This window comes from Kitasatospora sp. NPDC048540, from assembly GCF_040651175.1.
GTDB lineage: Bacteria > Actinomycetota > Actinomycetes > Streptomycetales > Streptomycetaceae > Kitasatospora.
The window spans coordinates 1-22,340 of sequence record NZ_JBEZIR010000032.1; the positions used below are offsets into that span (position 1 = coordinate 1).

At 75.3% G+C, this 22,340-nt stretch carries 22 protein-coding genes; 7 read left to right on the forward strand and 15 right to left on the reverse strand.

What is annotated here, in order from left to right; genetic code table 11:
* Positions 1-97: 97 nt before the first annotated feature.
* The 5 genes from AB0D08_RS15330 to AB0D08_RS15350 all read right to left on the reverse strand — a co-directional run bounded on the left by AB0D08_RS15330 (position 98) and on the right by AB0D08_RS15350 (position 5,808).
* Positions 98-1,423 carry a M28 family metallopeptidase gene (locus AB0D08_RS15330; RefSeq protein WP_033820743.1) on the reverse strand — a complete coding sequence of 442 codons (1,326 nt, stop codon included), beginning with the start codon at positions 1,421-1,423 and terminating at the stop codon, positions 98-100.
* A 223-nt stretch (positions 1,424-1,646) separates the two neighbouring features.
* On the reverse strand, positions 1,647-2,321 hold the full coding sequence (locus AB0D08_RS15335) for an epimerase (protein ID WP_233289037.1): 675 nt from the start codon (positions 2,319-2,321) through the stop codon (positions 1,647-1,649).
* Positions 2,322-2,479: 158 nt separating this feature from the next.
* Positions 2,480-2,725, reverse strand: coding sequence for a hypothetical protein (locus tag AB0D08_RS15340; protein WP_033820734.1), 246 nt, complete (start codon positions 2,723-2,725; stop codon positions 2,480-2,482).
* A 163-nt stretch (positions 2,726-2,888) separates the two neighbouring features.
* Positions 2,889-4,943: a histidine kinase gene (locus AB0D08_RS15345; protein ID WP_359889023.1), complete on the reverse strand. Its 2,055-nt coding sequence runs from the start codon at positions 4,941-4,943 to the stop codon at positions 2,889-2,891.
* 118 nt (positions 4,944-5,061) lie between these two features.
* Positions 5,062-5,808 carry a response regulator transcription factor gene (locus AB0D08_RS15350; RefSeq protein ID WP_233289036.1) on the reverse strand — a complete coding sequence of 249 codons (747 nt, stop codon included), beginning with the start codon at positions 5,806-5,808 and terminating at the stop codon, positions 5,062-5,064.
* A gap of 116 nt (positions 5,809-5,924) precedes the next feature.
* Between AB0D08_RS15350 and AB0D08_RS15355 the strand changes: the two genes are divergently transcribed.
* Positions 5,925-6,860, forward strand: a complete 936-nt coding sequence (locus tag AB0D08_RS15355; protein WP_359889025.1) for a hypothetical protein — start codon at positions 5,925-5,927, stop codon at positions 6,858-6,860.
* A 30-nt stretch (positions 6,861-6,890) separates the two neighbouring features.
* On the opposite strand, the gene AB0D08_RS15360 is transcribed toward AB0D08_RS15355, so the two are convergent.
* The 10 genes from AB0D08_RS15360 to AB0D08_RS15405 form a co-directional block, all read right to left on the reverse strand.
* The gene (locus AB0D08_RS15360; RefSeq protein WP_359889028.1) at positions 6,891-7,427 is read right to left on the reverse strand and encodes a VOC family protein; all 537 of its coding nucleotides are present in this window, start codon (positions 7,425-7,427) and stop codon (positions 6,891-6,893) included.
* Entirely contained in the window at positions 7,424-8,257 is an 834-nt protein-coding gene (locus AB0D08_RS15365) for an SDR family oxidoreductase (protein WP_359889029.1), read from the reverse strand. The genes AB0D08_RS15360 and AB0D08_RS15365 overlap by 4 nt, the downstream gene beginning before the upstream one ends.
* Entirely contained in the window at positions 8,254-9,009 is a 756-nt protein-coding gene (locus AB0D08_RS15370) for a cupin domain-containing protein (RefSeq protein ID WP_359889032.1), read from the reverse strand. The genes AB0D08_RS15365 and AB0D08_RS15370 overlap by 4 nt, the downstream gene beginning before the upstream one ends.
* Positions 9,006-10,058 carry an alcohol dehydrogenase catalytic domain-containing protein gene (locus AB0D08_RS15375; RefSeq protein WP_359889034.1) on the reverse strand — a complete coding sequence of 351 codons (1,053 nt, stop codon included), beginning with the start codon at positions 10,056-10,058 and terminating at the stop codon, positions 9,006-9,008. The genes AB0D08_RS15370 and AB0D08_RS15375 overlap by 4 nt, the downstream gene beginning before the upstream one ends.
* Positions 10,055-10,468, reverse strand: coding sequence for a hypothetical protein (locus AB0D08_RS15380; protein WP_359889037.1), 414 nt, complete (start codon positions 10,466-10,468; stop codon positions 10,055-10,057). Before AB0D08_RS15380 ends, AB0D08_RS15375 begins: the two co-directional genes overlap by 4 nt.
* Positions 10,465-10,821 carry a hypothetical protein gene (locus AB0D08_RS15385; RefSeq protein ID WP_359889040.1) on the reverse strand — a complete coding sequence of 119 codons (357 nt, stop codon included), beginning with the start codon at positions 10,819-10,821 and terminating at the stop codon, positions 10,465-10,467. The genes AB0D08_RS15380 and AB0D08_RS15385 overlap by 4 nt, the downstream gene beginning before the upstream one ends.
* A 109-nt stretch (positions 10,822-10,930) precedes the next feature.
* The gene (locus AB0D08_RS15390) at positions 10,931-12,058 is read right to left on the reverse strand and encodes a hypothetical protein (RefSeq protein ID WP_359889042.1); all 1,128 of its coding nucleotides are present in this window, start codon (positions 12,056-12,058) and stop codon (positions 10,931-10,933) included.
* Between the two features lie 574 nt (positions 12,059-12,632).
* Complete coding sequence (locus tag AB0D08_RS15395; RefSeq protein ID WP_051812465.1) at positions 12,633-13,028, reverse strand: hypothetical protein; 396 nt, start codon at positions 13,026-13,028, stop codon at positions 12,633-12,635.
* Positions 13,025-13,768: a cupin domain-containing protein gene (locus AB0D08_RS15400; protein ID WP_359889045.1), complete on the reverse strand. Its 744-nt coding sequence runs from the start codon at positions 13,766-13,768 to the stop codon at positions 13,025-13,027. The genes AB0D08_RS15395 and AB0D08_RS15400 overlap by 4 nt, the downstream gene beginning before the upstream one ends.
* Entirely contained in the window at positions 13,753-14,982 is a 1,230-nt protein-coding gene (locus AB0D08_RS15405) for a sedoheptulose 7-phosphate cyclase (RefSeq protein ID WP_359889047.1), read from the reverse strand. Before AB0D08_RS15405 ends, AB0D08_RS15400 begins: the two co-directional genes overlap by 16 nt.
* A 150-nt stretch (positions 14,983-15,132) precedes the next feature.
* Between AB0D08_RS15405 and AB0D08_RS15410 the strand changes: the two genes are divergently transcribed.
* The 6 genes from AB0D08_RS15410 to AB0D08_RS15435 all read left to right on the forward strand — a co-directional run bounded on the left by AB0D08_RS15410 (position 15,133) and on the right by AB0D08_RS15435 (position 22,246).
* Positions 15,133-16,422 (forward strand): phosphoribosyltransferase family protein, encoded by a 1,290-nt coding sequence (locus tag AB0D08_RS15410; RefSeq protein ID WP_033820578.1) that lies wholly within the window; start codon positions 15,133-15,135, stop codon positions 16,420-16,422.
* 219 nt (positions 16,423-16,641) lie between these two features.
* The gene (hppD, locus tag AB0D08_RS15415; protein ID WP_033820579.1) at positions 16,642-17,850 is read left to right on the forward strand and encodes a 4-hydroxyphenylpyruvate dioxygenase; all 1,209 of its coding nucleotides are present in this window, start codon (positions 16,642-16,644) and stop codon (positions 17,848-17,850) included.
* Between the two features lie 20 nt (positions 17,851-17,870).
* On the forward strand, positions 17,871-19,070 hold the full coding sequence (locus AB0D08_RS15420) for a homogentisate 1,2-dioxygenase domain-containing protein (RefSeq protein WP_033820580.1): 1,200 nt from the start codon (positions 17,871-17,873) through the stop codon (positions 19,068-19,070).
* Positions 19,067-19,891 carry a hypothetical protein gene (locus AB0D08_RS15425; protein WP_359889051.1) on the forward strand — a complete coding sequence of 275 codons (825 nt, stop codon included), beginning with the start codon at positions 19,067-19,069 and terminating at the stop codon, positions 19,889-19,891. The genes AB0D08_RS15420 and AB0D08_RS15425 overlap by 4 nt, the downstream gene beginning before the upstream one ends.
* On the forward strand, positions 19,888-21,105 hold the full coding sequence (fahA, locus tag AB0D08_RS15430) for a fumarylacetoacetase (protein ID WP_359889054.1): 1,218 nt from the start codon (positions 19,888-19,890) through the stop codon (positions 21,103-21,105). Before AB0D08_RS15425 ends, fahA begins: the two co-directional genes overlap by 4 nt.
* Positions 21,106-21,217: 112 nt before the next feature.
* The gene (locus tag AB0D08_RS15435; protein WP_359889056.1) at positions 21,218-22,246 is read left to right on the forward strand and encodes an enoyl-CoA hydratase/isomerase family protein; all 1,029 of its coding nucleotides are present in this window, start codon (positions 21,218-21,220) and stop codon (positions 22,244-22,246) included.
* Positions 22,247-22,340: the final 94 nt, after the last annotated feature.

The following is a 22,340-nucleotide window of genomic DNA, read 5'->3' on the forward strand; positions in this document are numbered from 1 at the left end:
GAAGCGGCCGCGCTCGACGAGCTCGCCCGGGAGCAGCTCGGCGTCGCCCGACTCGATGATCGTCACGCGGCGGAGCACCCCCCACGCGCGCCGCCGGTCAGAAGGTCAGTTTCCAGCTGTCGAGGTAGCCGGTGTCCTGGGCGGCCACGTCCTGGATCTTGAGCTTCCAGGTGCCGTTGGCGGCCTCGCCGGACGCGTTCACCGTGTAGGTGGTGATCACGTTGTCGGCGGAGTCGTTGGAGCTGGAGTTCTTCAGCCGGTACGCGGTGCCGTCCGGGGCGATCAGGTCGATCACCAGGTCGCCGCGCCAGGTGTGCTTGATGTCGACGCCGACCTGCAGCGCGGCGGGCGCGTTGCCGCTCACCCCGGTGACGGTGACGGACGAGGTCACCGCGGCGCCCGCGTCCGGGACTGCGAGGTCGGCGGTGTTCTCGAAGACCGTGCCGGTGGGCGGCGTGGTGCTGCCGGTGCCCAGGGTCCAGATGGCGTGCGCGATGGCGTCGCTCATCCGGTCCAGCACGGTGTCGTCGATGTTCGCCGAGGTGTCGCAGGACGCGTGGTAGCAGCGGTCGAAGGCCTGGCCGGAGGTGCCGCCCCACTTGGCGGCCTGGGCGCTGGTCTTGATGTAGTCCGCGCCGCTGAACAGGCCGCCGACCGGGATGCCGGCGTTCTTGAACGGCGAGTGGTCCGAGCGCCCGTCGCCCTCGGTCTCCGGTTCGGTGGCGACGCCGAGGCCGGTGAAGTAGTCCTTGAACAGCGAGTCCAGCCGGGCGTCGTCGTCGTAGACGAAGTAGCCGGGGTTGGGCGAGCCGATCATGTCGAAGTTGAGGTAGGCCTCGATCTTCGAACGGTCGCTGCTGGACAGGCCGTTGACGTACTTGCTGGAGCCGACCATGCCGGCCTCCTCGGTGCCCCACCAGCCGAAGCGCAGGTGCTTCGCGGGCTGCAGACCGGCCCGCGAGACGGCCAGCGCGGTCTCCAGGATGCCGGCCGAGCCGGAGCCGTCGTCGTTGATGCCCGGGCCGGCGGTGACCGAGTCCAGGTGCGCGCCGACCATGATGGTGTGCGCGGTGTCACCGCCCGGCCAGTCGGCGATGACGTTCCAGCTGGTGGCGCCGTTGTAGGTGTAGGACTGCAGCACGGTGGTGAACCCGGCGGCGTCCAGCTTGCCCTTCACGTAGTCGGCGGAGGCCTTGTAGCCGGCCCGGCCGTGGGCGCGGTTGCCGCCGTTCGCGGTGGCGATGGACTGCAGTTGGGCGAGGTGCGCCTTGACGTTGGCGACCGGGATGTCCGGTGCGGCCAGGACGCCCTGACGGGGCGCCGGGCTGGCGGAGGCGCCGCCCGGGACGAGGAGGGTGGCGGCGGCAGCGGCGGCGGCCGCGACTGCGGCCACGGCGGAGCGGCGGACACGGGATCGCCGTATCGCACGCCGCACGGCGGGCTCGGACATGGAGGGCTCCGGATTCTGGTGGGGCAGAACTGGACCGGGACAGCACACGTCGGCCGCGCGCCGATTGGGGTGCGGCGCAGCGGGACGGCACTAACTTGACGCGACCATGATGATTGAGCGAAGCAAAGCTTTCGTCAAGGGGCACCGGACGCAGCCCGCCTGAGGGACCGTCCGGAACCGGGCCGGGCCCCGGCGGCTACTGCCCGCCGAGGCGGTTGATCCCACGGGTGGACAGCACGCGCTCGGTGTCACCGTGCACCGCCACGGCCAGCATCGCGCGGCCCACCGTGTCGGTGGCGGTCACCCAGCCGGGGACCAGCCGCCGCAGCACCGGGAACAGCGGGGCCGTCACGGCGTACCCGGCGCGGTACCAGCCGGTGCGCGACCGGGCGCCGTGCCGGGGCTGGATGAAACCGGGCCGGAACATGTAGGTGTCCGGCCCCAGCGCGATCAGGTCGTTCTCGGCCCGCCCCTTCACCCGGGCCCACATCGCCCGCGAACGCCCGGTCCGGTCGGTGCCCTCGCCGGTCACATAGGTGAAGGTCAGCCCGGGGTTGCGGGCCAGCAGCACCCGGGCCGCGGCCAGCGGATAGTCGTACGAGACCCGGGTGTAGGCCCGCTCGTCCATCCCGACCGAGGAGACCCCGAGGCAGTAGAAGCAGGCGTCCAGCCCGGCGAGCCGGTCACCGAGCGGCGCCAGGTCGGTGAAGTCGGCCAGCGCCGCCTCGGTCAGCTTGGGGTGCGAGCGGCCGAGCGGGGAGCGGACCACCGCGAGCACGCCCGCCACCCGGTCGTCCAGCAGGCACTCGCGCAGCACGCCCTGGCCGACCATGCCCGACGCGCCGAAGACGACGACCTGCAGTCCGCTCACAGCTGCGCTCCCTGGATGCCCGGTGGGCCGCCCCGTGGCGGCCCACCCCGATCCTGGCACCGCCGCCGGGCGGCAGCGACCCCACCCCGGGCAGCACGAAGCCCGGCCGGCACGCGGTCGCGTACCGGCCGGGCCGTCCGGGTGGCGGTGGGACAGGGTCACTTGGCCGGATGGCCCGGTCCGCAGGTGCTGCCGCCGGCCGTCTCCACCGTGGTGCCGCGGGTGGCCGCCTGCTCGCCGGGCTGCGGCGGACGGCCGCCGCCACCGGGCGGGATGTCCGGATGGCCCGGGCCGCCCGCCTCGACCGGCTTCGGCGGACGGCCGGCCGTGGTCCGCCACACTCCGACCACGGTGGCGAGTGCCACCGTCCACACCGCCGCCTTGCCTATGCCTTTCGCCTGCATCTCGGTACCTCCGGGTTCCCCGCCCGCCTGCGAACAGGTGGGCGATTCGGTCCAGCCGTTCCCCCCTCTGCACCGAATATCCCCGCCGGGCCGTCCCGGCCGCATGGGCCTGTGGTCCCCCTTACATCCGGTCACCTCCGGGACGGCGCCGCAGCGGCGCCGGTCAGTCGACCGGGCCGGGTGCCGCGGTGTGCGGGATGGCCGCGGTCACCACCGCGCCGGTGGCGTCGTTCGCCGCCGTGAACCGGCCGCCGAGCTCCTCCGCCCGCTCCGCCATCGACCGCAGGCCGACCCCGGCGTCGGAACCGTGGCTCGGGAAGCCTGCGCCGTTGTCCCGGGCCGAGATCAGCACCCGGTCCGCCTCGACCCGCAGGCTCAGCGTCGCGCTGGTCGCCCCGGAGTGCCGGACCACGTTGTTCAGCGCCTCCCCGCTGATCCGGTACACCGCCACCTCCACCGCCGCCGGCAGCTGCGGCAGCGGATCCGGGTCCAGTTCCACGCTGACCCGCAGGGTGCGCCCGTCCAGACCGCCGGCCAGCCGGCGCAGCGCGCCGTCGAGGCCGCAGGTCCCGAGGGCGGCGGGCGCCAGCCCGTCGGTGATCCCGCGCAGCTCCTTGATGGCGCCGCCGATGCCCTCGGACGCCGCCAGCAGCGACCCGTCCAGCGCGGAGCCGGGGCCCGCCGCCGAACGGGCGGTGTCCAGCCGGAGCCGGACCGCGGACAGTGCCGGGCCGAGACCGTCGTGCAGGTCGTGCCGCAGCCGGCGGCGCTCCTCCTCGCGGGCCAGCACGATCCGCTTGCGGCTGGCCTGGAGCTCCTCGTACAGCCGCAGCGAGGCGATCGCCGGGGCGGCCTGGTCGGCGAGGAAGCCGAGCACCTCGCGGTCCTGCCGGTCCAGGCCGCCCCGACCGGGGCGCGGGGCGACGTGCAGTTCGCCGATCTCGGCGCCCTCGAAGCGCAGCGGCAGCCGCTCGGCGTCCTGCGGGCACTGCCCGACCGCGGCGACCTCGCTGCGACCGCCGGCGGTGGTGATGGTGACCCGGGCACCGGGCACGCCGAGCGAGGTGACCACGGTGGAACACAGCAGCCCGGGGGCGTCGCCGGGGTCGACGGCCAGGCTCAGCCGCTCGGCGAGCCTGCGGACCACCTGGTACGGATGGGCGCGCCGGCCGTAGTAGTACCGGTCGACGGCGTGCAGCACCCAGCCGGCCGCCGGGCGCAGCAGCACCCCCATCACCAGGGCCGCGAAGGCCAGCCAGCGGGCGTCCGCGGTGGCGGCGGCCGGCAGCAGGCGGTACATCAGGTAGCCGAGCACCGCGTTGGCGAGCACCAGCAGGGATACCAGCACGAAGGCGGCCATCACCCGCCGGGTCGAGCGGTCCAGGTAGGCCGAGCGGTCCCCGGCGAAGGCGAAGGCCACGCCCACCGCCCAGGAGGCCGCGCCGACGTAGAACAGCCAGCGCCCGTCGAAGTCGAGCGGGTACGGCAGGAAGACCGCGGCCAGCCAGATCAGGTACGGGATCAGGATGCCGAGCATCCGCAGGTGCGGCCGGCGCGAGCGGTACCAGCGCACGGCGGCCACCAGCAGCGCGGCCAGCGCGACGGCGGGCGCCTCCCAGACGTCCACCGAGCCGAACAGCGAGCCCAGCCGGTCGTACAGGACGGCCCACCCGCCGTGCCCGAGCGGGTTGGCCAGGCCGTACCAGTCGGCGGTGCCGGCCACCAGGTAGTACTCGTGGGCGGCGACCCAGAGCACCAGCAGCGGGAACAGGAAGCTCCAGCGGCCGGACGGCAGCCGGCCCGACGGCAGCCACAGCGGCAGCGCGTAGACGGTCAGCGCGTAGGCGATGTCGGAGGCGAGCACCAGCACGGTGAGCGCGTCCACCGCCACCGGGCCGGCCCCGGCCAGTGCGGCGGCCAGCAGCGCGAGCATCCGCAGGGAGTGCAGCAGGCCGGCGGCGAGGAAGACCGAGCCCGGGCCGTGCAGGGTGCGGTGCACCATCAGGAACAGCCCGACCAGCGCGAAGCAGACGTCGACGGCGACCAGCAGCCCGTCGTCGACCAGGTACGGCCCCACCCGCGGATCGCCGAGGTGGGTCAGGGCGAGGACCACCCAGCAGAGCGCGGCCAGGATGGTGGTCCCGCAGATCCAGAACGCCGCGTCGAGCCGGCGGTCCCTGGTGATCTCGGCGGGGGCGAGGGCGGTGTGCCGGCTCATCGGCTCCTCCTGGGTGTCGGTCCTCCTCGTGCTGCGGGTGGCCATCCTGGTCGGCCCGGTGTCCCGGGTGCACGGGGCCGCGGTCCCGTCCGGCCCCACCGCGCGGCCGGGACCGCCCTCAGGAGTCGCCCAGGCCCATGTCCCTGGCCCGGGCGACGGCCTCGGCGCGGGTGGCGACGTGGAGCTTCTCGAAGATGTGGGTGACGTGGTTGCGGACGGTCTTCTCCGCGACGAACAGCTCCCGGGCGATCCGGCGGTTGTCCAGGCCGCGGGCGACCAGGTCGAGCACCTCCGCCTCGCGGGCGGTCAGCGCGGGGAAGAGCTGCCCGGCCTCGCGCAGCCGGCTGCCGGACAGCAGGGTGGTGATCCGGGCGGCGATCCCGGCGCCGAACACCGCGCCGCCGGCCGCCACCGTCCGGACGGCGTGCAGCACCTCGTCCCGGCCTGCGCCCTTGACCAGGTAGCCGCGCGCCCCGGCCTGCAGCGCCGCGAGCAGGCTGCCGTCGTCGTCGGCCATGGTCAGCATCAGGACGGGGACGGCCGAGCCGTCCGGTTCGGGCGCGACCCCGGCCGCGAGGGGTCCGGCCGGGACGGACGGGTCCGGCCGGGGCTGCCCCGGGGGCTGCGCGGAGAGCAGACGGACCGCGTCCAGGCCGGAGCCGTCGGGCAGTGTCAGGTCCAGCACCACCACGTCCGGCCGGTGCTCGGCGACGGCGCCCGGAACGGCGGCCACGGTCTCCGCCTCCCCCACCACCTCGACGCCGTCCGCGCTCTCCAGCGCCGCCCGGAGCCCCTCGCGGAACAGCGGATGATCATCGACGATCAGTACACGCACCGATGGGGCACCGCTCTGCTGATCAGCCACGCCGCGGACACTACCAGTGCCATCAGGGTGACTATTGGTGACATGCGGGGACGGCGGCGATTACCGGGGGATCCTCCGACGGTCCACCCATCGGAGCGTCGCGAAAGGCCGCCGCCATGGCACCAAGACTCCTGCGGACCGCCGCCCGGCTGGCCCTCGCCCTCGGGGCACTGGCCGCCACCGCGGTCCCCGCCGCGGCCGCACCGGCCGCCGCGCCCTGGACGGCCGCCCTCGACGGCTGCCCCGGCACCGGCCCGCTCCGCCCGTGCCTGGCGCTCGGCACGCCGCAGCGGCTCGGCGACGGCCTGGTGCGCACCTACGCCCGGCTGGACCACGGCCGGCCGCTGTCGGTCGGCATCCTCTACTCGGACCGCGCGCTGGACCACCTGCCGACCGCCATGACCGACGGCCACCACTGCTTCGACGTCGACGGCGACGGCCGGACCGACCCGATGACCGAGTGCGCCGGCAGCCACGAGCGGGTGCTCCCGCTGCCGGCGGCGCTGCTGCGGATGCCCGACATGCCGCTGAAGTGGGCCCTGGTCAACTGGAACCCGATGGGCCACCCGCCGGCCGCGGTCTTCGACCGGCCGCACTTCGACAACCACTTCTACCTGCAGCCGAAGGCCGAACGGGACGCGATCCGGCCCGGCCCGTGCCGCGGCCTGACCAACTGCGCCGACTACGCGACGGCCACCCGGCCGGTCCCGGCCGAGTACCTCCCCGCCGACCACCAGAACAAGAACATCACCGAGGTCGCGATGGGCAACCACCTGCCCGACCTCACCTCCCCCGAGTGGCACGGCGCACCGTTCACCAAGACCTTCGTCTACGGCTCCTACGACGCCCGGATCACCTTCCTGGAGCCGATGGTCACCCTGGCGACGCTGCGCGACGCGCGGACCGCGGACCCGGCCACCGCCTGCTCACCGGTCAAACAGCCCAAGGCCTGGCAGCAGCCCGGCTGGTACCCGCGCAGCTACTGCGTCGGGTACCGGCCGGACCGTCACGCGTACAGCGTCTCGCTGGAGGACTTCGCCCTGCACCGCTGAACGGCGCCCACGGCGCGCCCGCCGTCCCGGTCACCTCCAGCTCTCGGAGGGCGAGTAGAGCCGGTCGGAGGTGTCCAGTTCGTACGGCATGCCGGGCGGCATCCGCAGGATCTCCAGCTGCAGGCCCCACGGGGTGCGGAAGTACACCCAGCGGTCACCGTGGATCGGGCCGCCGTCGGCGACCGTCTGCGGCTCGCCGAGCACCTCCACACCCGGCTGCGCGCGCAGGTGGGCGGCGGCGGCGTCGACGTCCTCCACCGCGATGGCCAGGTGGTGGCCGCCCCAGTCGCTGTTGCGCGGCAGCACCCGGCGCTGGTCGGGCGAGCGGTACTCGAACAGCTCCAGGTTGGTCACCGGGCCGAGCCGCAGCATGGCGATCCAGGCCCGCGCCTCGCGGTGGACGCCGAGCTGACGGGTCATCCACTCCCCCTCGGGGTCCTCGACCGGGCCGATCCGGTAGAGCAGCCGGGCGCCGAGCACACCGGTGAAGAACTCCACCGCCTGGTCCAGATCGGGCACGGTGTAGGCGACGTGGTGCACGGCGAGCGCACCGGGGATCGCACTCATGACGGCCTCCCGGCGGGGGCGGGGACGGGGTCCGGGCGCCGGTGGGCCTCCGACTCCTCCTCGGCGTACTGCTGCTCGTGGACGTAGCGCTGATTGGCCAGGGCTCCGGTCAGGCTCAGGCCGCCGTCGACGGTGAGGGTGATGCCGGTGGTGTACGCGGCCTGCGGCGAGGCGAGGTGGACCACCGCGGCGGCCACCTCCGCGGCCCGGCCGGGGCGGCCGGCCGGGATCGCCGGGCGCCGGTAGTCGGCGGCGTCGCGGCCCTCCGGCACACCGTTCATCGGGGTGGCGGTCTCCCCCGGACTGACCGAGTTCACGGTGATCCCGTACGGGGCCAGCTCCACCGCCATCACCTTGGTGAGCTCGCCCAGCCCGCCCTTGGCCGCGCAGTACGCGGCGCCGCCGACCACCGGGACGAACTCGTGCACCGAGGTGACGTTGACGATCCGGCCGCCGCGCCGCCGCGCGGCCATCAGCCGGGCGGCCGCCTGGGCGCAGGCGAACGGGCCGGTCAGGTCGATGTCCAGGATCCGCCGCCAGTCGTCCAGCTGCTCCACCAGGAAGCGTGAACGGCGGTTGACCCCGGCGCAGTTGACCAGGACGTCCAGCCCGCCCAACTGCTCGGCGGCCCGCTCGACGGCGGCGGCGGCGCCGGCCGGATCGGCCAGGTCGAGGCGGAACGGCACCCCTCCGCCCGCGAGTTCGGCGGTCCGGCGGGCGCCCGCCGGGTCGCGGTGGTAGCCGAGCGAGACGGTGTGGCCGGCCTCGGCCAGGGCGACGGCGACGGCCCGGCCGATGCCCGAACTGGCGCCGGTGACGATGGCGTTCATGATGCCTCCTGAGCTGTGGTGGTGCGGATCCGGTAACCGGCGGCGCGCAGACTGCCAGCCCCCAGGTAGCCGTACAGGGCCGTGGTGGCGGCCCCGGGCCGGGTGGTGAAGCCGTGCCACTCCCCCGCCGGGACGTACGCCAGGTCACCCGCGGCCAGCCGGACCCGGCCGCGCTCGGTGAGGTGGTCGCCCCCGCCGGTCAGGACCAGGAAGAACTCGTCCGCGGCCGGATGGCAGTGCAGGGCGTGCCGGCCGCCGGGGACGAAGACCGAGGTCGCGACGGTGAGGCCGCGGGCGCCGACGCTGCGCGCGGTGGCCAGCCAGTGCACGCCCATCCCGGCGAAGCCGCCGCCGCGGGTCAGGGCGGAGCCGTGCTCCGGGCGGCGGACCAGCGGCACCGAGGCCGGGGACCCGCCACCCGTGGGTCCGGCCGGGCCGGGCGGCCGGTTCCGGACGGGCGGGCCGTACACGGTGAGCAGGGTGAACGGGGCGTCGGCGTCGGCGGTCAGCCCGTACCGGGCGCCCGGCGGGTGGTAGAGCCCGGCGCCCGGCCCGAGGACCCGGGATGCCCAGCGGGCCTGCCCGGCCAGGACCAGGGTGACGGCCTCCGACTCGGCGGTGCTCCCGGTGCGGCCGCCCGCCGGGACGGCCTCGACGGTGAGGCCGCCGAGCGCGGCCGGTGCGACGGCGGGGTCGATCAGCCGGCGGAAGCCGGGCGCCCGGGTGGGGAGCGCGGCAGGGACGAGGATCATCGGGTACCTCCGAAGTCGAGCAGGATCTTGGGGGCTCCGGCACGGCCCCGGCGGAGCCGGTCGAAGGCCGACGGGCCCTCGGCGGGCGGCAGTTCGGCCGCGATCAGCGGCTCGGCGTCCAGGACGCCGGACCGGAACAGCTCCAGCGTCTGGTCGTAGTGGTCGACCCCGTGCCGGACGCCGGTCACCGACAGTCCGCGCAGGGCCAGTTCGCCGGGGACGAAGCCCTCGGCGGGCTCACCCGCGACGCCGATCACCGCCAGCCGCCCGCCGTCCGCCAGCAGGCCGAGGGCCCGGCGGAAGGCGGGAGCAGCGCCGGAGGCCTCGACCACCAGCGAGTACTCGCGGTCCGCGGCCCCGGCGGGGGCGAACGCACGCCGGGCGCCGAACCGCAGGGCCAGCGCCAGACCCGCCGGGTCGATGCCGACCGCGTCGACCGACCCGGCCAGCCGGGCCGCGAGCTGCACCGCGAGCAGGCCGATCGTGCCGGTGCCCACGACGGCCACCCGGTCCTCGAGACGGCAGTTCGCCCGCTCCAGGGCGCCGACCACGGTGACGGCGGGCTCCACCAGGGCGGCGGCCCGGTCGCCCACCTCGTCCGGCACCCGGACCAGCGCGGTCTGCGGCATCGTCAGGTACTCGGCGGCGGCGCCCTGACGGCCGTACAGACCGACCTCGGTGAGCCGCTCGCACAGCTCCCGGCGGCCGCGCCGGCAGCTGCGGCACAGCCCGCAGTGGACCATGGTCCGGCCCACCACCCGGTCGCCGGGCGCGAATTCGGGCCCGCCGGTGACCACCGTGCCGGTCCACTCGTGGCCCGGGACCAGCGGGTAGCCCGCCCGGCCGTCCCGCAGGTACGTGGCGGTGCCGCGGAGCAGCTCCAGGTCGGTGCCGCAGAGACCGACCAGGGCGGTCCTGATCAGCGCCTCCCCGGGCCCGGGGACCGGCACCGGCAGGCGGGCCGGGACGACCCGGTCCGGGGCCTCGATCCGCAGCGCGGCCATGGTCCGGGGAACGGGGGTGAGTGCGGGAACGGGATGGACGGTCATGGCCGGGTGCTCCTGCGGATCCTGGGGCGGCGGGGCGCCGGGGTGGGCGTGGGGGTGGGGGTCGTGGCGCGCAGGGCGAGGCACAGCAGCTCCGCGCCGAGCGGCCCGGACCGCAGGCGCAGCCCGCGGCCGGCCGGGGCCAGCAGCAGGTCGCCGCGGTCCGCCAGGTGCTGGGCGCCGTCCGGCACCTGCTCGGCGACGACCGGGCCGCGCAGGACGAACCAGACGGACTCGCCGTCCGGCCGGCCCGGGTGTTCGTGAACGGCGCCGGGACTCAGCCGCAGCTGGTCGATGGAGTCGGTGGCGCTGCGCAGCACGGCGCGCTGGGCGAGCGGCCTGACCCGGATGAACTCGCCGTCCGGGCCGGCCAGGACGGCGGCCGAGGCGGAGGCGGTGCTGACGACGATCATCGGTGGGCCCCTCGGGGGACGGCCAGCACGGCGTGGAAGTACTCCAGGCCCGCCGGGCCGGCGGTCAGGGTGACGCTGCCGCCGAGCGGCAGCGTCAGGCCGGTGCCCTCCGCGAGCTCGACCTCCACCTCCCGGCCGCCGGCCCGGCCGGAGCCGGTGGTGACGTACAGGGCGTGCTCGACGCCGTCGGCGTCCAGGTCCAGCTCGGCGTCGGGCTCCAGCCAGGAGAGGCCGACGCCGAGCAGCGGGCCGGTCAGCACCCGGCCCGGGTCGACGGCGCGGCCCCGGTGCAGGGAGGTCACGGCGGTCCGGTCGGTCCGGTCGGTCCGGTGGGTCCGGTGGGTGGTGGTCATGGCGGATGCTCCTCGTCCGTGGGTCGTCCGGTGCTGTGCTTCGACGATCGGCCGCCCGCTGTCCCGGGTGCACGGGTGCGGTGTCCCGTCCCGTCCCGTCCCGGCCCGGTCAGCGCTCGGCCGGGGCCGGGACGCCGGAAGTGCGGGAGTGCGGGACCCCGGTGGGCCGGACGGCTTCGGCCCCGGCGCGCAGCGCCCGGTCGTCCACCCCGGTCAGCAGGCTGCCGCGGCCGGTGTGCGGCCGGCCGAGTCCGGTCAGCAGGACCAGTCCGTCCTCGCCGTCCCGGGCGGCGGCCACCGGGACGGCGGCCGCGAGGCCCGCCGGGTCGACCCCGGGCGGCAGGACCACCGGCAGCCCGGCGCGCCGCAGCAGGTCGCGGTGGGCCTGTTCGTCCTCGGCCGGCAGCAGGCCGAGCCGGACCGCGATCCGGGCGGCGACCAGCATGCCGAGACCCTCCGACGGGCCCTCGCCGAGCGCGCCGCCCGCCAGCAGGCGGATCGCCCGGCCGACGGTGCGGCCGTAGCCGAGGGCGCGTCCCGGTCCGCGTTCCAGCGGGTCGTCGCGGGTGACTGCGGCCCGGGCGTCCGCGCACAGGGCGAGGAACGCGGCCAGCTCGCGCGGCCGGTAGCCGCCCTCGGGGCGGAGCGCGGCGGCCAGCGGCCGGTACCCGGCGGGACTGACCGCCAGCACGGCGCGGACCGCCTCCACCAGATCGGCGGGGCCGGCAGAGGCGGCGGCGAGCCGGTCGAGCGGGCAGAAGACCAGTTCCGGTGCCTGCCACAGGCCGAGCACGCCCGACCCGACGGTGTGCCGCAGGGACAGCGCGGGGCCGCAGGCGGCCGCGAGGGTGCCGGGCACCTGGACCAGGCGCAGGCCGTTGAACAGCAGTCCGGCCAGCAGCCCGGCGGTGTGCGCGGCGCGGCCGCCGCCCACGCCGAGCACGACGCTACGGCGGGTGGCGCCGGCCGCCAGCGCGCGTTCGGCGAGGCGCTCGACGGAGCGCAGCGTGCCGGCGGCCGGGACGTCCATCCGGACGGCACGGGCCGGGAGGTCCGCCGCGAACGCCTCCGCGGACCCGGGCCCGGTCACCGCGACGAACAGGTCTGCGTGGAGGGCGGCCAGTTCTGTGGTGAGGTCGGGGCGGGTGGCCGGCCCGCTGCGGGCCAGCAGGCGGACGGTGGCCCCGCCGGTCTGGATCTGCCGGTCGAGGGCGGCCGGCCGGGTGGGGTGGGTCATCGCACTCCTCCGCTCTGCCGGCCCTGGCAGCGGGCCGACCCTGGCAACAGTCCGCCGCCCACCGCCCCGGGCACCTGAGCCCCTCCACCCGTCCCGGACCCGGTCCCGGTCCCGCCCCGGGGGACGGGACGCACAGGACGAACGGCCGCCGCCGGGGGCGGACGGGAACAGCGCAGCTGGACCTGCGGCACCTCCCCGTCACCGCCAGCCGGGCCCTCCCCTCCCGGGGCGTCTCCTGGAGGCCCGCGCCCACCCGAAACGCAGCACGCACCACCCGGGAGCGGAACCTGCCGCGCCACCCGCCGGAGGCGCCCAGCCGAAGGCGCACGCGCACCCCCGCGGAGCGGGACCCGCCGCGCCCTCCCGCACCCGCCGAAGGCGCACACACACCACCGCGGAGCGGGAGTTGCCGTGCCACCTGGCCCCCGCCGGAGGCGCCCAGCCGAGCACACCCACCACCGCGGAGCGGAACCCGCGGCCCTCCCGCGCCCCAGCCGGAGCCCCTCCCCTCGCCGCACACGCGCACCCCCGCGGAGCGGAACCCGCCCCCCGCCGTAGGCGCCCCCCTGTGGTGTCAGGTGCGGGTGAGGAGGTCGGGGCGGCGCGGTGGCAGGGCCGAACTGACCTCGTGGGGCAGCACGGTGAGGCAGAGCAGTTCGGCACCGAGCGGTCCGGCGTGCAGGTGGACGCGTTCGCCGTGCGGGGCGAGCAGCAGGTCGCCGTCGGTGAGGGTGCGCTGCGGCACGTCGGGGCAGTCCAGCAGGGCGGCCGGCCCGCGCAGCACGTACCAGGCGGCCTCGGTGCCCTCGCGGCCGGACAGGTCGAAGCAGGCGCCGGGGCCGAGCCGGACGTGGTCGAAGGCCTCGGTCTCGCTGTGCAGCATGCCGCGGCGGGCCAGGCAGCGGACGTGCAGCCGCTGGGTGCCGGGCCCGAGGTGGACGGCCGCGCGGGCGGTGTCGGCGACGATCACGGCCGTTCACCTCCCGCCGCGGGCACCGGACCGGGCAGCGGACCGTGGCCGTCCGGGACGGCGAGTTCGGCGTGCACGTACTCCAGTCCCCCGCGCCCGGCGGTGAGCGCCGCCGAGCTGCCGAGCGGCAGGGTCAGGGCCCGGCCGGGCCGCAGCGGTACCCGCAGTCCGGCGGTGGCGGCGCGTCCGGAGCCGGCGCTGACGAACAGGGTGTGCTCGACGACGTCGGCGGTCAGCGTGACCCGTTCGCCGGGCCGCAGCCGGACCGTCTCCAGCAGCCGCAGCGGCCCGGACAGCACGACCGTGGGGTCGATCCGGCCGAGCCGGCGCAGGTTGGTGACGAGCGAGTGGTCCAGCAGTGGTGTCCGCGGCGACGGGAGCAGTGGGGCGGTCACTTCGATCACCAGCCATTCCAGGGCCTGCCGGCCCAGGTTGCGCAGGCCGTGCCGGGTACCGACGCGGGTGAGGACCGCGTCTCCGGCCCGGACGGGGTGGGGGTGGCCGTCGAGGGTGATCTCGCCGTGGCCGGCGAGCAGGACGTACACCTCCTCGGTACGGGTGTGCAGGTGCTCGCCGCTGACGCCGCCGCGCGGGATCCTGGCCCACTCGACGGCCTCCCAGCCGCCGCCGAGACCGGCCCGGCGGGCCAGGCAGGCCCACTGGGTCAGTCCCGAGGTGCCGTGCACGCCGTGGACGGCGACCGGGTCGCGGGTGTCCGCGACGATCACCGCGGTGCGCACGACAGCTCCTCCAGGTCGGCCGCGGCGGCGGCGAGCTCCGCCGGGGTGAGGTCGTCGACGAAGCAGCCGTCGCCGATTCCGACGGGCAGCGGCAGCCGCTGGCGGCCGTCGCGGTGGCGGACGGTGTCGGTGAGCGCGTCGCCGAGGGTGTCGGGCTCCATCAGCGGGTGGAAGACGGGCAGCCGCAGCCGCCGCATCAGGGCGAGCACGCGTTCGCGCTGTTCGAGGTCGAGCAGCCCGCGGCGGGCGGCCAGCACGGTGGTGAGGGCCATGTCCAGGCAGACCGCCTCGCCGTGCAGCAGTTCGGGCAGCGCCCGCATCTCGACGGTCGGACTGAACGAGTGGCCGTAGTCCATCGACCGTTCCAGGCGGTGCTCCCAGAGGTTGGGCTGGAGCTCCTCGAGCATGCCGTGCACGGCCCGGGTCAGCACCTCGGTGCCTGCCGTGGGGCCCTGGAAGCGTTCGGCGACCAGGTCCGGGCCGTGGGCGTCGAGCAGCTCGAACAGCCGGCGGTCCTTGATCAGGGCGACCTTGAGGATCTCGGCCATGCCGTTGCTCAGGTGGCGGTGGTCCAGGGTGGCCAGGAAGGCGGGGTCCAGCAGGGTGGCGGTGGCCGGGTGGTAGGTGCCCAGCCGGTTCTTGTGGCGGCCGAAGTTGACGCCGGTCTTGGCGCCGACGCCCGCGTCCACCAGGCCGATCAGGGTGGTGGGCACCCGGACGAACGGGGTGGAGCGCCGGTAGAGGCTGCAGGCGAGGCCGACCACGTCCATCAGGACGCCGCCGCCCATCGCGATGACCGGCTCGCCGCGCCGGGAGATGCCGAAGCGGTCCATCTGCTCGGCGACCCGGAACACCGACTCCATGTCCTTGACCCGCTCGTGGGCGGGCAGCACGCACAGCTCGTACGCCACGCGGCGGGCCAGGAAGTAACGGTGGATGCGGTCGCCGTACAGCTCGTGCACCCGGGCCTCGACGACGACCAGCCGCCGGCCGGCCGGTCCGCCGGCCCGGGCCAGCGCGGGGTCGGCCGGGTCGAGCAGGTGCGGGGTGAAGCGGACCTGGTAGCTGACGGGCAGGGCGGTGGTCACCGTCCAGGAGCTGACCGGCTCCCCCGTGGTGAACAGGCCGTGGTCGGCCGGCGCGGCGGCCGGGGTGGCGGAGGTGTTCGCGGCGGCCGATGTGGCCGGGGTGGTCGGGGTGGTCGATGTGGTCACGGTGGGGCTCCTTCGCAGAGGGCACGGTGTGGGGTCCGGCCTCCACCGTCGCGATCCCGGTGTCCCGGACGCACGGGTGCGGGGCCACCCCCGGTCCCGCCCGGGTCCCGGGCCCGGTGGCGGACGTACCGTGGAGAAGGAGGCGCCGCCATGCACTTCACCGACCGCAGGGACGCCGGCCGCCGGCTGGCGGCCGGGCTGACGCATCTGCTGTCCACCGACCCGGTGGTGGTGGCCCTGCCCCGGGGTGGCGTACCCGTCGGGGCCGAGGTCGCCCGGGCGCTCGGCGCCCCGCTGGACATCTGCGTGATCCGCAAGCTCGGTGTGCCGAGCCAGCCCGAGCTGGGCATGGGCGCGATCGGCGAGGACGGCGCCCGGGTGGTGAACGAGCGGGTGGTCCGCGGCGCGGGCGTCACCGACGCGCAGCTCGCCGCCGTCGAGCGGCAGGAACGGGCCGAGCTGGCCCGCCGCGCGGAGCGCTACCGGCACGGCCGCCCGGCCGTACCGGTGCGCGGGCGGACCGTGGTGGTGGTGGACGACGGGGTGGCGACCGGTTCGACCGCGCTGGCCGCCTGCCGGATCGTGCGGGCCCGCGGCGCGGCCCGGGTGGTGCTGGCGGTCCCGGTCGCGCCGGTGGACTGGACGGACCGGCTGGCCGGCGCCGCCGACGAGCTGGTCTGCCCGTACACGCCGGCCCGGTTCTGGGCGATCGGGCAGTTCTACGACGACTTCGAGCAGACCACCGACACCGAGGTGCTGGACTGCCTGGGCGAGGCCGAGCACCGGGAGCCCTCCGGGCCGGACGCCCGGGAGCTGGTCTTCGACCTGCCGGGGGCGCGGCTGCCCGGGGAGCTGCTGGTGCCGGGCCGGCCGCTCGGCGTGGTGCTGTTCGCGCACGGCAGCGGCAGCAGCCGGCGCAGCCCGCGCAACGCGGCCGTCGCCCGTGCGCTCAACCGGGCGGGCCTGGGCACACTGCTGTTCGACCTGCTCACCGAGGCCGAGGAGCCGGACCGGGGCAAGGTGTTCGACCCGCCGCTGCTCGGCGGCCGGCTGGCGGAGGTGACCCGGCGGCTGCGCGCCGACCCGGCCTGCGCCGGTCTGCCGCTCGGCTACTTCGGCGCCAGTACGGGGGCCGCCGCCGCGCTGTGGGCGGCCACCGAGCCGGGGACCGAGCCCGCCGCGATCGTCTCCCGGGGCGGGCGCCCGGACCTGGCCGGGCCCCGGCTCGCCGCGGTCACCACGCCGACCCTGCTGGTGGTCGGCGGTGCCGACACCGGCGTCCTGGAGCTCAACCGGCTGGCCAGGGCGGAGCTGGGGGGCGAGAGCGCGCTGCTGGTGGTGCCGGAGGCGGGCCATCTGTTCGAGGAGCCGGGTGCGCTGGCGGCGGTCGCCCGGCTGGCCGCCGAGTGGTTCACCCGGCACTTCACGTTCGAGGATTGAGCCAAGGACCGGCTCGGGGACTGATCCGGGAAGGACCGGGCGGAGCCCCGGAGGGCTGGTCAATCTGAGCAGAAGAAACGGTCCGGTGCTGCTCACCTTGTACACATTGATCAGTGAAAACCCGACCTGTTGCCCAACCAGCCCGACGGGAGCAAGCTCTGCCCAACCGGTGGCGCCCACCTGCTGCGCCGCGGACCCCTCGACGTGGAGGAAGCACCGATGACCGCCAACGCCGTTGAACTCACCCCCGAGGAGCTGGAGGCCGGCCTCGACGCGGAGCAGCTGCGCCGCCTGGTCGGCCTGGTCGAGCACGACCCGGCCCAGGACCCCTTCCCGGTGATCGCCCAGGACGCGGTGGTCTTCGTCGTCGGCAACGCCACCCTGACGGCCCAGCTGTACCAGGTCGTCTTCGGGATGGAGCTGGTCGCCTACTCCGGCCCCGAGACCGGCCGCCGCGACCGCAAGGCGTACGTGCTGCGCTCCGGCTCCTGCCGCTTCGTGATCAAGGGCGGGGTGGCCCCGGACAGCCCGCTGCTGGACCACCACCGCCGGCACGGCGACGGCGTGGTCGACCTCGCGATCGAGGTCCCGGACGTGGACAAGTGCATCGCGCACGCCCGCGCCCAGGGCGCCCGGATCCTGGAGGAGCCGAACGACGTCTCCGACGAGAACGGCACCGTGCGCCGCGCGGCCATCGCCACCTACGGCGAGACCCGGCACACCCTGGTCGACCGCTCCCGCTACACCGGCCCGTACCTGCCGGGCTACGTGGTCGCCGAGACCAAGGTGCAGCGGCCCGAGGGCACCCCGAAGCGGCTGTTCCAGGCGCTCGACCACGCGGTCGGCAACGTCGAGCTCGGCCACATGAACGAGTGGGTCGGCTTCTACAACAAGGTCATGGGCTTCGTGAACATGGCGGAGTTCGTCGGCGACGACATCGCCACCGAGTACTCCGCGCTGATGAGCAAGGTGGTCGCCAGCGGCAACCACCGGGTGAAGTTCCCGCTGAACGAGCCCGCCATCGCCAAGAAGAAGTCGCAGATCGACGAGTACCTGGAGTTCTACGGCGGCCCCGGCTGCCAGCACCTGGCGCTCGCCACCAACGACATCCTCACCACCGTGGACGTGCTGCGCTCGCGCGGCGTGGAGTTCCTGGCCACCCCCGACTCGTACTACGACGACCCCGAGCTGCGTGAGCGGATCGGCAAGGTCCGGGTGCCGGTCGAGGAGCTGAAGAAGCGCGGCATCCTGGTCGACCGCGACGAGGACGGCTACCTGCTGCAGATCTTCACCAAGCCCCAGGGCGACCGGCCGACGGTGTTCTTCGAGTTCATCGAGCGGCATGGTTCGCTGGGCTTCGGCAAGGGCAACTTCAAGGCGCTCTTCGAGTCCATCGAGCGCGAGCAGGACAAGCGCGGCAACCTCTGAGCCCCTGAGGAGACTCCACGATGGCGCACTACCGGCAGCTGGGCAGCATCCCGCCCAAGCGGCACACCCAGCACCGCACCCCCGAGGGCGGCCTCTACTACGAGGAGCTGATGGGTGAGGAGGGCTTCACCTCCGACTCCTCGCTGCTCTACCACCGGGGCATCCCCTCGGCGATCGTGGACGCCCGGCCCTGGGAGCTGCCGGACCAGCGCACCACGCCGAACCTCCCGCTGATCCCCCGCCACCTCAAGCTGCACACGCTGAGCGAGGGCGAGGAGTGGAAGGACACCGACGTGGTGACCGGGCGCCGGCTGGTGCTCGGCAACGCCGACGTGCGGATCAGCTACGTCGCGGCCGGCGCGCCGAGCGAGCTGTACCGCAACGGGCTGGGCGACGAGTGCGTCTACGTGGAGTCCGGCTCGGGCACGGTCGAGACGGTGTTCGGCACCCTGGAGGTCGGCCAGGGGGACTACGTGATCATCCCCCGGGCCACCACCCACCGCTGGGTGCCCGCGCCGGACGCGCCGCTGCGCGCGTACTGCATCGAGGCCAACAGCCACATCACCCCGCCCAAGCGATACCTCTCGCGGTTCGGCCAGCTGCTGGAGCACGCGCCGTACTGCGAGCGGGACCTGCGCGGGCCGGCGGGGCCGCTGCTGGTCGAGGGCACGGACGTGGACGTGCTGGTCAAGCACCGCGGTACCAACGGTGTGGTGGGCACCCGGTACACCGTGCCGCACCACCCGTTCGACGTGGTCGGCTGGGACGGCTGCCTGTACCCGTACGCCTTCAACATCTCCGACTTCGAGCCGATCACCGGGCGGATCCACCAGCCGCCGCCGGCCCACCAGGTCTTCGAGGGCCACAACTTCGTGATCTGCAACTTCGTGCCGCGCAAGGTCGACTACCACCCGCTGTCCATCCCGGTGCCGTACTACCACGCCAACGTGGACAGCGACGAGGTGATGTTCTACTGCGGCGGCGACTACGAGGCCCGCAAGGGCTCCGGCATCGCCCAGGGCTCGATCTCGCTGCACCCCGGCGGCCACACCCACGGACCGCAGCCGGGCGCCTACGAGCGCTCGATCGGCGCGGAGTTCTTCGACGAGCTGGCGGTCATGGTGGACACCTTCCGCCCGCTGGAGCTCGGCGAGGCCGGCACCGCCAGCGAGGACCCGAACTACGCCTGGACCTGGTCCGGCCGCGGGCCGCAGCGGTGACCGTACCCGCCCTCTACCGGGGGCTGTTCGACGACGCGGCGCTCTTCCCACCGGGGGACCTGCCGCTGCCCGAAGCCGTACCGGCCCACGCCGCGCACCGGAGTGCCTGGTACGCGGAGGCGGTCGGCCCGTTCCTGGTCGGCGCGGGCCGGCTGGCCGAGCTGACCGCCGTGCCGGCGGGCGCGCCGCAGCAGGTCGCCCTGGTGCTGCCGGGGGGCAGCAGCCAGCTGGCGCCCGCGCTGGCCGCCGCCGACGGGCTGACCGTCGCCGGTGTGGAACTGGCCGACCCGGACGTCCGGACGGCGGTCGCCGCGCTGGCCGCGCAGCTGCCGGCCGGTGTGGAGGCGGCCGTGGAACTGCCGCGCGGCGAGGGCCTGCCGGCCGCGCTGGACGTGCTGGCCGGCACGCCGTACCGGGCCAAGTTCCGTACCGGCGGCCTGGCCGCCGGGGCGTTCCCCTCGGAGGCCGAGCTGGCCGACTTCCTGGCGGGCTGCGCCGAGCGCGGCCTGCCGTACAAGTGCACGGCCGGACTGCACCACGCCGTCCGGCACACCGACCCGGTGACCGGCTTCGAGCACCACGGCTTCCTGAACGTGCTGCTGGCCGCCGCGGCCGGGCCGGACGCGAAGCTCGCCGCCGAGGCGCTGGCCGAACGCTCCGGCGCGCTGCTGGCCGCCGCCGCCCGCGAGCTGACGGACCACCAGGTCGAGCAGGTGCGCGCCCGCTTCACCGCGTTCGGCACCTGCAGCATCGCCGAGCCGCTCGAGGACCTGGCCGCGCTCGGTCTGCTCACCGCACCCGCACCACAGGAGGACCGTTGACCGCCACCACCTGGCTCGCCGTCCCGGCCGAGTCCCCGTTCGGCATCCACAACCTGCCGTACGGCGTCTTCACCGCCCCCGACCGGCCGGGCCGGCGGCGGATCGGCGTACGGATCGGCGAGCAGGTCCTGGACCTCGGCGCGACCGCCCGCGCGGCCGGCGCGCCGTCCGTGCTGCTGGACGCGGACAGCCTCAACCCGCTGATGGCGGCGGGCCGTTCGACCTGGACCTCGGTCCGGGCGGCGATCACCGAGTGGCTCACCGACGAGGCGTACCGGCCCGCGGTCACCCCCAACCTGGTGGACCTGGCCGACGCGGAGCTGCACCTGCCGTTCGAGGTCGCCGACTACGTCGACTTCTACGCCTCCGAGCACCACGCGACCAACCTGGGCAAGCTGTTCCGCCCCGGTACCGAGCCGCTCACCCCGAACTGGAAGCACCTGCCGATCGGCTACCACGGCCGGGCCGGCACGGTGGTGGTCTCCGGCACCCCGGTGGTCCGCCCGCACGGACAGCGCAAGGCGCCCACCGACCCGGCGCCCACCTTCGGGCCCTCCCGCCGGCTCGACATCGAGGCCGAGGTCGGCTTCGTGGTCGGCACCCCGACCGAGCTCGGCAGCCGGGTCGCGCTGGCCGACTTCGCCGACCACGTCTTCGGCGTGCTGCTGCTCAACGACTGGTCCGCGCGCGACATCCAGGCCTGGGAGTACGTGCCGCTCGGCCCGTTCCTCGGCAAGTCCTTCGCCACCTCCGTCTCGCCCTGGGTGGTGCCGCTGGCCGCCCTGGAGCACGCCCGGGTCACCCCGCCGGCCCGCGACGTGGAGCCGCTGGAGTACCTGGACGACCGGGCCGCCGAGCCCTGGGGCCTGGACCTGGCGATGGAGGTCGAGCTCAACGGCCACCCGGTCTCCCGGCCGCCGTTCGCCGCGATGTACTGGACGGCCGCCCAGCAGCTGGCGCACCTGACGGTCAACGGCGCCTCGCTGCGCACCGGCGACCTGTACGCCTCCGGCACCGTCAGCGGGCCCGAGCCGGACAGCCGCGGCGCGCTGATCGAGCTCACCTGGAACGGCGAGAACCCGGTCAAGCTCCCCGACGGCACCACCCGCACCTTCCTGGAGGACGGCGACGAGGTCACCGTCACCGCCACCGCCCCGGGCCCCGACGGCACCCGGATCGGCTTCGGCGAGGTCTACGGCCGGATCGTCCCGTAACGCACGGACGCCCCGCCGGGCCCGCCACCTCCCGAGGTGGCGGGCCCGACGCCGTCCGGGGGAAGCCCTACGCTGTCGGGGGCACCGACCCTCATGATCTGGAGGACCCGCGATGGACGTGCTCGTCGAGCGGGACGGCCTGGCCGGCCGTCTCACCCTGAACCGGCCGAAGGCGCTCAACTCGCTGACCCACGACATGCTGCGGGCCCTGCGGTCGGCGCTCGACACCTGGGCCACGGACGACACGGTCGCCACCGTGGTGCTGACCGGCGCCGGGGAGCGCGGGCTGTGCGCGGGCGCCGACATCCGGGCCATGCACGACGACGCCAAGGCGGGCGGCGCGGGCTTCCGGCAGTTCTTCCGGGACGAGTACCTGCTGAACGAGCTGATCTCGCACTACCCGAAGCCGTACGTCGCGGTGATGGACGGCATCACGATGGGCGGCGGCGTCGGCGTCTCAGCGCACGGCAGCCTGCGGATCGTCACCGAACGCTCCACGGTCGCGATGCCGGAGACCAGGATCGGCCTGGTGCCGGACGTCGGCGGCAGCCGCCTGCTGGCGCACGCGCCCGGCGAGCTGGGCACCCACATCGCGCTGACGGCCGGTTCGATGACCGCCGCCGACGCACTGCACTGCGGCTTCGCCGACCACTTCGTACCGGCCGCGGCGCTGCCCGACCTGCTCGCCGGCCTCGCCCGCCGGCCGGCCGCGGAGGCCGTCGCCGCCCACGCGACCGCGGCGCCCGCCTCGGAGCTGGCCGCGCAGCACGGATGGATCGACCACTGCTACGCGGCCGGGACCGTGGAGGAGATCCTGGAGCGGCTGGACGACAGCGGGGTCCCGGAGGCCAAGCAGGCCGCCGAGGAGATCCGCGGCAAGTCCCCGACCGCGCTGAAGGTGACGCTGGCGGCGCTGCGGCTGGCCCGCGGCCACCGCTCGCTGGCCGAGACACTGGAGCAGGAGTACCGGATCTCCTGCGCGGCGCTGGACGGCCACGACCTGGTCGAGGGCATCCGGGCGCAGGTGGTCGACAAGGACCGCGACCCGCACTGGCGGCCCGCCACCCTGGCCGCGGTGGGCGACGACGAGGTGCGGCGGTACTTCGCCCCGGCGCCCGGCGGCGGCCTCGGCATCGGGTGACCACCGTCTCAGCAGTCGAGACTGGCGCACCGGCCGGTGCGTCCGCGAAGGTATGGACGGGCAGGGCACAGCCACGGGCACAGCCACCGTCACA

What these genes read in the sequence shown, in the direction of transcription:
- AB0D08_RS15365 (WP_359889029.1), bottom strand. Translation starts at nt 8,257, where the DNA reads ATGAACGCCATCGTCACCGGCGCCAGTTCGGGCATCGGCCGGGCCGTC.
- AB0D08_RS15380 (WP_359889037.1), bottom strand. Translation starts at nt 10,468, where the DNA reads ATGATCGTCGTCAGCACCGCCTCCGCCTCGGCCGCCGTCCTGGCCGGC.
- AB0D08_RS15340 (WP_033820734.1), bottom strand. Translation starts at nt 2,725, where the DNA reads ATGCAGGCGAAAGGCATAGGCAAGGCGGCGGTGTGGACGGTGGCACTC.
- hppD (WP_033820579.1), top strand. Translation starts at nt 16,642, where the DNA reads ATGACCGCCAACGCCGTTGAACTCACCCCCGAGGAGCTGGAGGCCGGC.
- AB0D08_RS15360 (WP_359889028.1), bottom strand. Translation starts at nt 7,427, where the DNA reads ATGAGTGCGATCCCCGGTGCGCTCGCCGTGCACCACGTCGCCTACACC.
- AB0D08_RS15410 (WP_033820578.1), top strand. Translation starts at nt 15,133, where the DNA reads ATGCACTTCACCGACCGCAGGGACGCCGGCCGCCGGCTGGCGGCCGGG.
- AB0D08_RS15435 (WP_359889056.1), top strand. Translation starts at nt 21,218, where the DNA reads ATGGACGTGCTCGTCGAGCGGGACGGCCTGGCCGGCCGTCTCACCCTG.
- AB0D08_RS15345 (WP_359889023.1), bottom strand. Translation starts at nt 4,943, where the DNA reads ATGAGCCGGCACACCGCCCTCGCCCCCGCCGAGATCACCAGGGACCGC.
- AB0D08_RS15355 (WP_359889025.1), top strand. Translation starts at nt 5,925, where the DNA reads ATGGCACCAAGACTCCTGCGGACCGCCGCCCGGCTGGCCCTCGCCCTC.
- AB0D08_RS15390 (WP_359889042.1), bottom strand. Translation starts at nt 12,058, where the DNA reads ATGACCCACCCCACCCGGCCGGCCGCCCTCGACCGGCAGATCCAGACC.
- AB0D08_RS15420 (WP_033820580.1), top strand. Translation starts at nt 17,871, where the DNA reads ATGGCGCACTACCGGCAGCTGGGCAGCATCCCGCCCAAGCGGCACACC.
- AB0D08_RS15375 (WP_359889034.1), bottom strand. Translation starts at nt 10,058, where the DNA reads ATGACCGTCCATCCCGTTCCCGCACTCACCCCCGTTCCCCGGACCATG.
- AB0D08_RS15370 (WP_359889032.1), bottom strand. Translation starts at nt 9,009, where the DNA reads ATGATCCTCGTCCCTGCCGCGCTCCCCACCCGGGCGCCCGGCTTCCGC.
- AB0D08_RS15385 (WP_359889040.1), bottom strand. Translation starts at nt 10,821, where the DNA reads ATGACCACCACCCACCGGACCCACCGGACCGACCGGACCGACCGGACC.